Source organism: Acidovorax sp. NN32, assembly GCF_057597245.1.
Window position 1 is genome coordinate 3,071,539 of sequence record NZ_CP199679.1, and the last position, 12,443, is coordinate 3,083,981.

The following is a 12,443-nucleotide window of genomic DNA, read 5'->3' on the forward strand; positions in this document are numbered from 1 at the left end:
GGGCGGGTATTTGACAGGTCAGGCACCTGCAAGGGCCTGCTCAAAGTCAGCGAGCAGGTCTTGTGGGTCTTCCAGGCCCACTGACAGGCGGATCATGCTGTCACCAATGTCCATGGAGGCACGCACGGCGGGGCCGGCCTCCCAGAAGATGGTGTGCGCTACCGGGATGATCAGCGTGCGCGTGTCGGCCAGCCCCGTGGCCTTGATGGGCAACTGCAGGCGGTTGCACACGGCCAGGCACTGGTCGGGGTTGCGCAGCTCGAACGACAGCAGCCAGGAACCCGCCTGGAGGAGCTTTTTGGCAAAGGCATGCTGGGGGTGCGAAGGCAGCATGGGGTACAGCACGCGCGAGACGGCCGGGTGCGCCTCCAGCCACTGCGCCAAGGCCAGGGCCGTGGCGCTGGTACGGTCCATGCGCAGCGACAGCGTTTCAGCGCCCAGCGCCAGCTGGTGCGCAGCATGGGACGACAGCGTGCCACCCATGTCGCGCAGGCCCTTTTTGCGCAGCTGCTGAAGGCCCCAGCCCTTGGGGTCGCCCTTGCGGTAGGGCGCAAAGATGTTGGGGTAGCCCGACCAGTCGTACAGCCCCGTGTCGGTGATAGCGCCACCCAGCGCAGCGCCCTGCCCGCCGATGCTTTTGGTGAGCGAATTGACCACCAGGCCCGCGCCCACCGTGGCAGCGCGGAACAGATAGGGCGATGCCACCGTGTTGTCCACCACGTAAAGCACGCCACGTTGCTGGCACAGCGCTCCAATGCCTTCCAGGTCGGGGATCTGCGTGCCGGGATTGGCAATGGTTTCGACAAACACCATGCGGGTGTTGGGGCGCAGGGCAGCAGCCACTTTGGCCGCGTCGGTCACATCCACCGTGGTCACTTCAATGCCCAGGTCGGCCAACGTGCCGAACACGCTGTTGGTGTTGCCAAACACGAACTGGCTGGCCACCAGATGGTCACCCGCCTTGAGCAGGGTGAGGAACACCGCGCAAATGCCCGCCATGCCGGTGGAGAAAACGATGGAGCCGTGCCCGCGCTCCATCTGCGTGATCTTGGCCTCCAGCGCCGCCGTGGTGGGCGTGCCCTGGCGCGCATAGTTGAAGCCGCCCTTGCTCGTGCCCTGGAACACGGCGATCAGCTCTTCCATCTTCTCGTACCCGTACTGAACGGACGTATGGATCGGCTTGTGGATGGCCCCATGCTCGGCGCCGCCCAGGCGGTCGGCGTGCACGATCTGGGTGGTGAAACTGTGGTTCTGCGGTGTCGTCATAAAAATCTGCTGCTGCTTTGTTTCTACTGGTCTACGTACGAGGCGGGGCGATCACTACTGGCGCGCCCTGATGCCAGTGCACCCGTGGAACTGGCTTTACCAGGCCACCGGGTGCGTCCCCCTCCGGGGGAAGGCGCGCAGCGCCTCAGTGGGAGTCATCGTTCAGGTGCGATGTGTTCAGCGTAATCGTACAAGGCGCCCAGAATGTCCTGGGTCCGCTCATCGTCGGCGGTCTCCGAGAGTTCGTCGATCTCGGTGAACAGCTGCTCCACCGTACGCGCCCCGCCCTGCCCGTCGAACAGGCAGGCAGCGCGGTGAGCCTCCCAGCGTTCCTGCTCCTCGGGCGACAGCGTTTGCAGAAAGTTGCGCGCCCGGTAGCGCCACAGCAGCTCGGCCAGGCGCGGGTCATCAAAGTTCGCACGCGCCTTGGCCAGCTTGTCGCCGCTCAGGGTGCGCAGATCGTTCAGCAGGCGCCGGTCGTTGTTGCCCACAAAACCGCCGTACAGGTCCTGGTCCACATCCGGCGCCGGCTCTTGCGGACGGGCAAACACGGCGGGCCAGATGCCGCTCATGTCGGGCAGTGCGCGCGCCACCTCGGCGTGCTGTGCGGCCTGGGCCAGGTCGATGCCCCAGCGCTGCGCCAGCGCAGGCGTGAGCGTGTTCACATTGCCCACCACCATGGGCGACTTGTTCAGGTGAATGGTCTTGATGGGCAGGCGCGTCACGCCCTCGGGCAACGCGTCGGCCTTGCTGAACATGCGCAGGCGGATGTCATCCACATTCAGCATGGCCAGCTCGCGCGGGTCATGGGCCAGGTCCCAGGCGATCAGCTCGTTCTTGTTGGTGGGGTGGCTGGCCAGCGGCCACATCACGGCCAGGCAACCGCGCCCGGTGGGGAACATGCCGGACACATGCAGAAACGGCCGCGCCGTGCTGGTGGTGGCGGGCAGGCGCAGCTCGGCGGCCACGCGGTCTTTCTTGTGCAGGCTCAGTGCAAAGTCAAACAGCTTGGTGTTGTGCTGGCGGATCAGCCGCGCCAGCGCAATGGTGGCGCGCACGTCTGACAGCGCATCGTGCGCCGCGTCGTGCTGCAGGCCATTGGCCTTGGAGAGGTGTTCCAGCTTGAAGCTGGGGGTCACGCCGTCTTCTTTCTTTGGCCAGGTGATGCCATCCGGCCGCAGCGCATAGGTCATGCGCACCACGTCCAGCAGGTCCCAGCGGCCGCACTGGTTTTGCCACTCGCGCGCATACGGGTCGATGAGGTTGCGCCAGAACATGAAGCGCGTGATCTCGTCGTCAAACCGGATGGTGTTGTAGCCCACACCAATGGTGCCGGGCTGGGCAAACTCAGACTCAATGCGCGCAGCGAACGTGTGCTCGGGCACGCCCTTTTCCAGGCACAGCTGCGGCGTGATGCCGGTGATGAGGCACGACACCGGGTCGGGCAAGTAGTCGTTGGCAGGCTGGCAATAGAACATCAGCGGCTCGCCGATTTCGTTCAGCTCCGCGTCTGTGCGGATGGCCGCGAACTGCGCAGGCCGATCGCGGCGCGTGTTGGCACCAAAGGTTTCGTAGTCGTGCCAAAGGAAGGTGTGGGGGGCCATGGTCGATGGGCAAACAGGGGGCGACAGAAGAACAGGGCGAAGGAGACCGTGAACTGTAACCTGAATTACAAGCTTTTTAGGCCCCTAGCGCATACTGATAAAGCGCTAGCAGCTATAAAATATATAGCAAATACAAATACCCCTCGGATGCCGCTTCACGCCGTGATACACCTGCAGCGCAGCACCGCAGCTGCAGCGCGGGACAATGGCGCATGCAAAGCACCCACCCAGCCAATCCCTCCATTTCGCGGCTCCGCCCTTCCCTTTTGTCCTCTTGGTCCCCACGTTCCCTCGCAGCATGTTGGGCAGCCCTGGCTCTGGCGGGCTGCGCCGCAGCGCCTCCCCATCGCCCGGACGCGGTGAAAACACCGCCGCCAGCCAGCGCCCCCCCTGCCACCACCAGCACACCGGCCCAAGATGCCGCTGCATCTACCGGCAGCCCCACCGCTGGCGTGGACCATGCGGCAGGCTTTGCCGTATGGCGCGACGCGTTTTCGGCGCAGGCCTTGCAGGCGGGCATCCAGCCCCGCACGGTGCGCGAAGTGCTGGGCCAGGCCCAATGGCAGCCGCGTGTGGTGGAGCTTGACCGGGCACAGCCTGAATTCACGCGCACACCCTGGGCCTACCTTGACAGTGCGGTGTCGCCGCAGCGCATTGCCCAAGGCCAGGCCAAGCTGGCCGAACACAGCGCCACGCTGGAAGCTACTGCCGCCCGCTATGGCGTGCCTGCCACCGTGATCACCGCCATCTGGGGCATGGAGAGCAACTACGGCAGCAATTTCGGGACGTTCCGCACCGTGGACGCGCTGTCCACGCTGGCCTATGAAGGCCGCCGCCGCGCCTGGGCCCAGGCCGAACTGTTGTCCGCGCTGCGCATCGTGGACCAGGGCGACATCGCAGCAGACCGCATGCTCGGCTCCTGGGCCGGCGCCATGGGGCACACGCAGTTCCTGCCCTCGGTGTTTCTGGCCTACGCCGTGGATGCCGATGGCGATGGCCACCGCGACATCTGGGGCAGCATCCCGGACGTGACGGCGTCTACCGCGCATTTCCTGGCGCGTTCGGGCTGGCAGGCGAGCGAACCCTGGGGGGTGGAGGTGCAGTTGCCCGCGTCCTTCGACCACGCCCGCGCAGATCCTTCCGTACGGCAGACCACAGCCCAGTGGGACGCTGAAGGTGTGCGCGGCATCGACGGGCAGGCATTGCCCACCCTGGCCTCCGCGTCCATCGTCACGCCCGCAGGTGCCCGAGGCCCGGCCTTTCTGGTAGGGGGCAATTTCCGGGTCATCCTGCGCTACAACAACTCGGTCAACTACGCGCTGGGGGTGGCGCTGTTGGCACGCCAGATTGGCGGTGGCGGGCCCGTGGTTGCCGCCTGGCCGCGCGACCTCGCGCCCCTTTCACGCCAGCAACTGCAGGAGCTGCAGGAAGCACTCAACCGCAAGGGATTTGCCGCGGGCACCCCGGACGGCGTGATGGGCCCCGCCACCCGCGCAGGGCTGCGAGGCTACCAGCGCAGCATCGGCGTTGTGGCGGACGGCTATCCCACCGTGGAACTGCTGGAGCGGCTTACGGCGCGCCAGTAGACAGAGCCCCAAGGCCTGCCCAGTTGGCCGCCCCACGGAGTCATGGCGTCACCAGCCCGTCCATGCGCACGACCTCGAAGTCGCGGCCCAGCACCTGGCGCAGTTCGGACTTCAGGCGATCGTTGTTCCAGCGTTCGTCCGGCGCCCCGCTCAGGAACCAGTTGGAGCCGTTGTCGGCCACCATCATCCCGTGGGTCTTGAGGGCGGAGAGGATAGCCTGCGCTTCGGCAGAGAAGCCCGGCGGGATCGCATAGCCCGCCTTCAGGCGCACGCGCATGCCCATGGGGGGAAGGTTGGGGCTGGTATTGCTCGATGCCCAGTGGGTCGCGGGCGGCACGTAAGCGCGGCGGGTCTGGCTGACGGTAAAGCGCAGCGCGTGGCGGATGCCACCGGCGCCCAGCGACGCCTCGTCGTACCGCACCAGGCCCGGAAAAATCGGCAGGCCCGCTGCGTCTGCGCTGGTCCATCGTGGCCTGGCGGTGGGACGCACGTTGTTGCTGTCCAGGTGAAAGACAGCACCACCCGACGCACGCCAGCTGCCGTCGGACTGCGGGTAGCTGTTGCCGGTTTCATACAAGCGGTTGTTGTCGCGGTCGATCACGATCACGTGACGGTCTCCCGCGCTGGAAGGACCGCCTTCAATAGGCGCGTTGGGCGGAATCGGGTACGGGCCTGCATCACTCTCGTCGCCGTAGTCGGTGAACTGCACCGCCACACGCGGCTGGTTACCTGCCACCACCACATAGGGAATGCCAATAGGCGCGCCTTCCCACAGGCCCGCGCCGAAATCCGGGAACAAACCCCGGGAGAGGCCAATGCTGGCGATGAGGTTGTCAGAGTTGGGATCGATGGGGAGCCCACTGATATCCGCGTTCCAGTCATTGTTGGCAGGGAACGGCAGCGCGCCATTGAGCGGCGCGCCCACACCCAGGGTTGCGCCGCGCACATCGCCATACACATGGCCCCCGGGGGGCGGAGCTGGCGCTGGCGCGCCTGGCGCCGGGGAGCCCGGAGGCGGCGAAACCGGCGCCGCATCACCCCCTCCGCCGCCACAAGCTGCCACCAGGGCACCAAAACTGGCAATGGCGAGGCACCGGCTGATCGCGCCCAGACGCCGCTTGCGAGAGGAGGCACCGGGAAACATCGGGGCGGAAGGTGTGGGGGTCATGGTCATGGGGGCGTCTCCTCAGTCAGCGCGCAGTATGCCGCCCCCAAGGTGCTGGTTCGCCACGGAACTGTGCGAAAACGTTTCAATGATTTGGGGCACCGGACGGCGTTCGCGCACACCAGTTCGCTGATCCAGCTCGTCAAAGACTGCCTGTGCAGACTTCGCCACCACCACGCTGTAGACACTGCACTACAGACGAAAAAAAGCCAGCCATCGCAATGATGGCTGGCTTCGGGAGGGTGCCGGTGTGTGTCGGCAAAGCGCCAGTGGCGCCAGTGCCCATCAGTCCGCCGTGGCTTCCTCGGGCTCGGCGGGCTCGGACTTGGCCGAGCGTTCCTTCTTGGCCAGCGGCTGGATGTCCAGCAGCACCTCGGAGGTTTCCACGCCCTTGTCGTCGGTCTTCACCTCGATATCGACCGTCAGACGCCCACCGTCCGTCAGGCGACCGAAGAGCAGCTCGTCGGCCAGCGCGCGGCGGATGGTGTCCTGGATCAGGCGCTGCATCGGGCGGGCGCCCATGAGCGGATCGAAACCCTTCTTGGCCAAGTGCTTGCGCAGCGTATCGGTAAAGGTAACCTCCACCTTCTTCTCGGCCAGTTGCGTCTCCAGCTGCAGCAGGAACTTGTCCACCACGCGCAGGATGATCTGCTCGTCGAGCGCCTTGAAGTTGACGATGGCATCCAGCCGGTTGCGGAACTCGGGCGTGAAGAGGCGCTTGATGTCGCCCATTTCGTCGCCCGCCTGGCGCGGGTTGGTGAAGCCAATCGTCGCCTTGTTCATGGTCTCGGCGCCCGCATTCGTCGTCATGATGATCAGGACGTTGCGGAAGTCAGCCTTGCGCCCGTTGTTGTCGGTCAGCGTGCCATGGTCCATCACCTGCAGCAGCACGTTGAAGATGTCCGGGTGCGCCTTCTCGATTTCGTCGAGCAGCAGCACAGCGTGCGGCTTCTTGGTGATGGCTTCGGTCAACAGGCCACCCTGGTCGAATCCGACATAGCCCGGAGGCGCACCAATCAGGCGGCTGACCGCATGGCGCTCCATGTACTCCGACATGTCGAAGCGCAAGAGCTCGATGCCCATGATGTAGGCCAGTTGCTTGGCCGCCTCGGTCTTGCCCACGCCTGTGGGGCCGCTGAACAGGAACGAGCCGATGGGCTTGTCGCCCTTGCCCAGACCGGACCGCGCCATCTTGACCGCGCTGGCCAGCACTTCCAGGGCCTTGTCCTGGCCGAACACCACACTCTTCAGGTCGCGTTCCAGCGTCTGGAGCTTTCCACGGTCGTCATTGGACACATTCGCAGGCGGAATACGCGCAATCTTGGCCACGATCTCTTCGATCTCGGCCTTGCCGATGGTCTTCTTGCGCTTGCTCGGCACCATGATGCGCTGCGCAGCACCGGCTTCGTCAATGACGTCAATCGCCTTGTCAGGCAGATGGCGGTCATTGATGTACTTGGCGCTCAGCTCGGCTGCAGCCTGCAGGGCGGCCGCCGCGTACTTCACGCTGTGGTGCTCTTCAAAGCGCGACTTCAGGCCCTTGAGGATGTCGATGGTTTCGGCCACGCTGGGCTCCACCACGTCCACCTTCTGGAAACGGCGCGACAGCGCTGCATCTTTTTCGAAGATGCCACGGTATTCCGTGAAGGTCGTTGCGCCAATGCACTTGAGCTGACCGCTGGAAAGCGCGGGCTTGAGCAGGTTGGAGGCATCCAGCGTGCCGCCCGACGCGGCACCCGCACCGATCAGCGTATGGATCTCGTCGATGAACAAAATCGCATTGGGCTTGTCCTTCAGCGACTTGAGAACACCCTTGAGGCGCTGCTCAAAATCACCCCGGTACTTGGTGCCTGCCAGCAATGCGCCCATGTCGAGCGAGTACACCGTGGCCTCGGCCAGGATTTCAGGCACATCGTTCTGGGTAATCCGCCAGGCCAGACCCTCGGCAATCGCTGTCTTGCCCACGCCAGCCTCACCCACCAGCAGTGGGTTGTTCTTGCGGCGGCGGCACAGGATCTGGATCGTGCGCTCCACCTCGTAGTGGCGCCCGATCAGCGGATCGATCTTTCCGTCTTTGGCGGCCTGGTTCAGGTTCTGGGTGAACTGTTCCAGCGGCGAGGCTTTCTCGTTGCGCTCAGAAGAACCACCCTCTTCGCCTTCCGCCTGGTTGTCCGGCTTGGCAGGCTCTGGGGGTTCGCCCTTCTTGATACCGTGGGCAATGAAATTGACCACGTCCAGACGCGTCACGCCCTGCTGGTGCAGGTAGTACACGGCATGCGAATCCTTCTCGCCAAAGATGGCCACGAGCACGTTGGCACCCGTGACTTCCTTCTTGCCATTGCCCGTGGATTGCACGTGCATGATGGCGCGCTGGATCACACGCTGGAATCCCAGCGTGGGCTGCGTGTCCACCTCATCGGTGCCAGCCACCTGGGGCGTGTTGTCTTTGATGAAGTTCGCCAGCGATGAGCGCAGATCATCGATATTGGCCGAACATGCGCGCAGCACCTCCGCTGCGCTGGGGTTATCGAGCAGTGCAAGCAACAGATGCTCCACGGTGATGAACTCGTGGCGCTGCTGACGGGCCTCAACAAAGGCCATGTGCAAGCTGACTTCCAGTTCCTGGGCAATCATGTGAACTCCTTTGTGCTTGCGTGGAAGGGATAACTGTAGATCGGGATCAAAAACCTGTTATTCAACAGGTTCACTGACACATTGGAGTGGGTGGCCCGCCTTGAGGGCGGCGTCAAGCACTTGTTCCACCTTGGTGGCAGCCACATCGCGGGAATAAACACCGCAGACGCCTTTGCCATCTAGATGGATCTTCAACATGATCTGGGTGGCTTGTTCACGGTCCTTGCTGAAAAACTCCTGCAAAACCACGATGACGAACTCCATGGGGGTGTAGTCGTCATTGAGCATGACCACCTGGTACATCTGCGGCGGCTGGGTCTTCTGGGTGCGTCTTTCGAGCACGACCGAACCGCCATCATCCCGCGCGGGCCGGGTCACGGGCAGCGCGGTGGGGGGTGAAGGTGGTTTTGTTGCCATGAAAATCATTCTAGCGATCCGCGCGGCATGCTGCCGTGAGAGAAATCTGACGTTGATCCGGTTTTTTTCAAGCTGTCGCCTTCACGATATTCACCGAATGGTTCCCAACACCCGATTTATTCGTAAACCACGGTGGCCGAACCACTGCCCGCCTGGGCGGTCCAGGCGGCCAGCGCAGCATCGGTGGGATAAAAACGGGCACTCTCCCCCAGTTGCAGCTCCGCCACAGCGGCCGCGTCCTGCGCCACACAGCGCACCCCCATGCGCACACGCAGGCCGTGGAGCAATTCACCCTCGGCAAGCTCCTCTCTGCGCGGCGGAAACTCCTTGACCAGGCGGTGCACATCCGGGCCCTTGTCGCCGACGGTGACATGCAGGTATTTGCCAAAACGGCAACGCGCCCCTGCCAAGTCCCACACCTGTTGCACCTTCACGCGCAGGCCACCGCTGAAATGGTCCATTTGCAAGCGGCCCATCATCACCACAAACTCATCTTCCTTGAGCTGGTTGCGGTACGTGTTGAGCAAGGCCTCATCGGCAGACGCCTCAATGACGGCAGACTTGTCGTCCAGTTTGAACAGGCCCAATTTGCCCCGCTGTCCATTGATGACCCGGAAATCACTGATGATCCCGGCCAAGACCTGGGGTTCGCGACTGTCCAGCAGCTCATCGATCTGGGTGCGCACAAAGCGGCGCACCTCGGTGGCCACTTCATCGAACAGATGGCCCGACAGATAGAACCCGACCGCCGTTTTCTCCAGGGTGAGTCGCTCCTTGATCCCCCAGGGAACAGCGTCCACCAACTCGGGCTCCTGCGTACTGGAACCGTGGGCATCGTCGCCCATCATGTCGAACAATCCACCCTGGTTCACGTTGGCCAGCGTGGCGGCCGCAAAGTCAAAAGCCCGGTCGATGGACGCCACCATCGATGCCCGGTTCATGTTGATGGAATCAAATGCACCCGCCTTGATCAGCGCCTCCACCGTGCGCTTGTTCATGCGCGCCTTGTCCACGCGCAGGCAGAAATCGAAAAGGCTCTTGAAAGGCCCGGTGGTGGCGCCGTGGGGCCCTTCGCCACGCCCCTCGCGCGCCGCCACCATGGCCTCGATGGCCTGCTGGCCCGTGCCCTTAACGGCGCCCAGGCCGTAGCGGATGATTTTGTCGGTCACTGGCTCGAACCGGTAGAAGCCACGGTTGACGTCCGGCGGCTCGAAAGAGAGCCCCATTTTTTGCGCGTCTTCGAACAGCACCTTGAGCTTGTCGGTGTCATCCATTTCCACGGTCATGTTGGCGCAGAAGAACTCTGCGGTGAAATGCACCTTGAGCCAACCCGTGTGGTAAGCCAACAGGGAGTAAGCAGCCGCGTGCGACTTGTTAAAGCCGTAGCCTGCAAACTTCTCCATCAAATCGAACACTTCGTCAGCCTTCTCCTGGCTGATGTTCTTTTCGGCCGCACCCTTTCGGAAGATCTCCCGGTGCTCGGCCATCTCCTCGGCCTTCTTCTTGCCCATGGCGCGGCGCAGCATGTCGGCGCCGCCCAGGCTGTAGCCCCCCAGAACCTGGGCGGTCTGCATCACCTGCTCCTGGTACACCATGATCCCGTAGGTCTCGGCCAGCACGGGCTCCACCAGCGGATGGGGGTACTCCACCACTTCCTTGCCGTGTTTGCGGTTCACGAAACTCGGGATCAGATCCATGGGACCCGGCCGGTACAGCGCGTTCAGTGCAATCAGGTCTTCAAGCCGACTCGGCTTCGCCTCCTTGAGCATGCCCTGCATGCCACGGCTTTCAAACTGGAACACGGCCTCGGTCTTGCCGTCGGAAAACAGCCGGTAGGTGGGGCCATCGTCCAGCGGAATGTTCTCGAAGGCGAAGTTCTCCTGGCCTTTGTGGCGCTTGATGATGAACTCACGCGCGATTTCCAGAATGGTGAGAGTGGCGAGACCCAAGAAGTCGAACTTCACAAGGCCAATAGCTTCCACGTCGTCCTTGTCGTACTGGCTCACAGCCGATTCGCTGCCCGGCTGCTGGTAGAGCGGGCAGAAATCCGTGAGCTTGCCAGGCGCAATCAAAACCCCACCCGCGTGCATACCGATGTTGCGGGTCATGCCTTCGAGTTTTTGCGCCATCTCGATGATGGTCTTGACGTCTTCTTCCTTCTGCACGCGTTCGTACAGCAGCGGCTCCAGCTCCAGTGCGTAGTTGTTCTTGTCGCCTTCCTTTTTCACCTCGGGCGGATAGGCCAGCGTGTACGACATGCCGGGCTTGCCCGGTACCAGCTTGGAGATGCCGTCGCAGAACATGTAGCTCATGTCCATCACCCGGCCCACGTCGCGGATGGCGGCTTTGGCAGCCATGGTCCCGAAGGTGGCAATCTGGCTCACGGCATTCTTGCCGTACTTGTCCTTCACATAGTCGATCACCCGGTCACGATTGGACTGGCAAAAGTCAATGTCGAAGTCAGGCATGGACACCCGCTCGGGATTCAGAAACCGCTCGAACAGCAGGTTGTATTGCAGCGGATCCAGGTCGGTGATCTTGAGGGCATATGCCACCAGCGAACCGGCACCAGATCCCCGTCCCGGCCCCACGGGGCACCCGTTGGCCTTGGCCCACTGGATGAAGTCCCCCACGATGAGGAAGTAGCCCGGAAAACCCATCTTGAGAATGGTTCCGATCTCGAACTCCAGGCGTTCCACATAGCGGGGACGCTGCTGATCGCGGTCGGACTCCTTGGGGAAGAGAAGCTTCAGGCGCTCCTCCAGCCCCTCGAACGAGGCAAAACGAAAGAACTCATCGATCGGCATGCCATTGGGGGTGGGAAAGTCCGGCAACTGCGGCTTGCCAAGCACCAGCGTGAGGTTGCAACGCTGGGCAATTTCCACCGTGTTCGCAATGGCCGACGGAACATCAGCGAACAAGGCCTGCATTTCTGCAGACGACTTGAAATACTGGTCGCGCGTGAACTTGCGCACGCGGCGCGGGTTGGCCAGGATCTCCCCCTCTGCAATACAGACGCGCGCCTCGTGGGCCTCATAGTCGTCTGGAGTGGCGAACTGCACAGGATGTGTGGCCACCACGGGCAAGCTCAGGCGCGCCGCCAACTGCGCAGCAGCCACCACGTGGCTTTCATCGTCGACACGGCCCGCACGCTGCAACTCGATGTAAAACCGGTGTGGAAACAGCCCTGCCAGGCGCAAGGCAATCTCAGCGGCGCCCGACTCGTCCCCCTTCAGGAGAGCCTGGCCCACGGGCCCAGCCTGTGCCCCGGCCAGAGCAATCAGCCCTTCCGACAACTCTTCCAGCCAGGCCCAGGTGCACAGCGCCAGGTTCTTGACGACATTGCGCGTCCACGCACGCGCGAGCAGTTCGGACAGATTGAGGTAGCCCTGGCGGTTCTGCACCAGGACGATCAGGCGTGAGGGGGCTGCGCCCGCTTCGCCTTCCAGAAAAATCTCGGCCCCCAGGATGGGCTTGACACCCTTGCCCCGCGCCTCCTTGTAGAACTTGATCGCGCCAAAAAGGTTGTTGAGATCGGTGATGGCCAGTGCAGGCTGGCCGTCTTTGGCAGCCGCCTTGGCCACCTCATCGATTCGATTGGTACCGTCTACGACGGAGAACTCGGTGTGCAGGCGCAAGTGAACAAACATGGGGACCATTGTAGAAAGCCCAGCACCTCCACCGAGAGAAAGCTGGCAGCGCAACGCCTCTTGACAGGTGCCACCCCCAGTACAATGCTTTTTCGTGCCCTGGATGCCAGCGGCGCCTGGC

The 12,443-nt window shown here is 63.2% G+C and carries 7 protein-coding genes; 1 reads left to right on the forward strand and 6 read right to left on the reverse strand.

All coding sequences use genetic code 11. The features are described from left to right. Window positions 1–18 precede the first annotated feature (18 nt). Together ACT89O_RS14315 and sbcB are read right to left on the reverse strand one after the other, a co-directional pair. Window positions 19–1,266 (reverse strand): cystathionine gamma-synthase family protein, encoded by a 1,248-nt coding sequence (locus ACT89O_RS14315; RefSeq protein WP_487260399.1) that lies wholly within the window; start codon window positions 1,264–1,266, stop codon window positions 19–21. 155 nt (window positions 1,267–1,421) lie between these two features. Beyond that, window positions 1,422–2,870 (reverse strand): exodeoxyribonuclease I, encoded by a 1,449-nt coding sequence (sbcB, locus tag ACT89O_RS14320; RefSeq protein WP_487260400.1) that lies wholly within the window; start codon window positions 2,868–2,870, stop codon window positions 1,422–1,424. Window positions 2,871–3,082: 212 nt separating this feature from the next. Here sbcB and ACT89O_RS14325 point away from each other — a divergent pair, with 212 nt between their 5' ends. Then, the gene (locus ACT89O_RS14325) at window positions 3,083–4,456 is read left to right on the forward strand and encodes a lytic murein transglycosylase (protein WP_487260401.1); all 1,374 of its coding nucleotides are present in this window, start codon (window positions 3,083–3,085) and stop codon (window positions 4,454–4,456) included. Between the two features lie 40 nt (window positions 4,457–4,496). On the opposite strand, the gene ACT89O_RS14330 is transcribed toward ACT89O_RS14325, so the two are convergent. From ACT89O_RS14330 to dnaE, 4 genes are all read right to left on the reverse strand, one after another. Then, a complete protein-coding gene (locus ACT89O_RS14330) occupies window positions 4,497–5,630 on the reverse strand; it encodes a hypothetical protein (protein WP_487260402.1) in 1,134 nt (377 codons plus the stop codon). 276 nt (window positions 5,631–5,906) lie between these two features. Continuing rightward, a complete protein-coding gene (clpA, locus tag ACT89O_RS14335) occupies window positions 5,907–8,255 on the reverse strand; it encodes an ATP-dependent Clp protease ATP-binding subunit ClpA (protein WP_055396695.1) in 2,349 nt (782 codons plus the stop codon). A 57-nt stretch (window positions 8,256–8,312) separates the two neighbouring features. Continuing rightward, window positions 8,313–8,681: an ATP-dependent Clp protease adapter ClpS gene (clpS, locus tag ACT89O_RS14340; protein ID WP_055396693.1), complete on the reverse strand. Its 369-nt coding sequence runs from the start codon at window positions 8,679–8,681 to the stop codon at window positions 8,313–8,315. A 107-nt stretch (window positions 8,682–8,788) separates the two neighbouring features. Beyond that, complete coding sequence (gene dnaE / locus ACT89O_RS14345) at window positions 8,789–12,322, reverse strand: DNA polymerase III subunit alpha (protein WP_487260403.1); 3,534 nt, start codon at window positions 12,320–12,322, stop codon at window positions 8,789–8,791. Window positions 12,323–12,443 lie beyond the last annotated feature (121 nt).

Bases quoted from the DNA above. Each gene is read 5' to 3' on its own strand.
- ACT89O_RS14315 (WP_487260399.1), bottom strand. From the start codon at position 1,266: ATGACGACACCGCAGAACCACAGTTTCACCACCCAGATCGTGCACGCC.
- sbcB (WP_487260400.1), bottom strand. From the start codon at position 2,870: ATGGCCCCCCACACCTTCCTTTGGCACGACTACGAAACCTTTGGTGCC.
- ACT89O_RS14325 (WP_487260401.1), top strand. From the start codon at position 3,083: ATGCAAAGCACCCACCCAGCCAATCCCTCCATTTCGCGGCTCCGCCCT.
- ACT89O_RS14330 (WP_487260402.1), bottom strand. From the start codon at position 5,630: ATGACCATGACCCCCACACCTTCCGCCCCGATGTTTCCCGGTGCCTCC.
- clpA (WP_055396695.1), bottom strand. From the start codon at position 8,255: ATGATTGCCCAGGAACTGGAAGTCAGCTTGCACATGGCCTTTGTTGAG.
- clpS (WP_055396693.1), bottom strand. From the start codon at position 8,681: ATGATTTTCATGGCAACAAAACCACCTTCACCCCCCACCGCGCTGCCC.
- dnaE (WP_487260403.1), bottom strand. From the start codon at position 12,322: ATGTTTGTTCACTTGCGCCTGCACACCGAGTTCTCCGTCGTAGACGGT.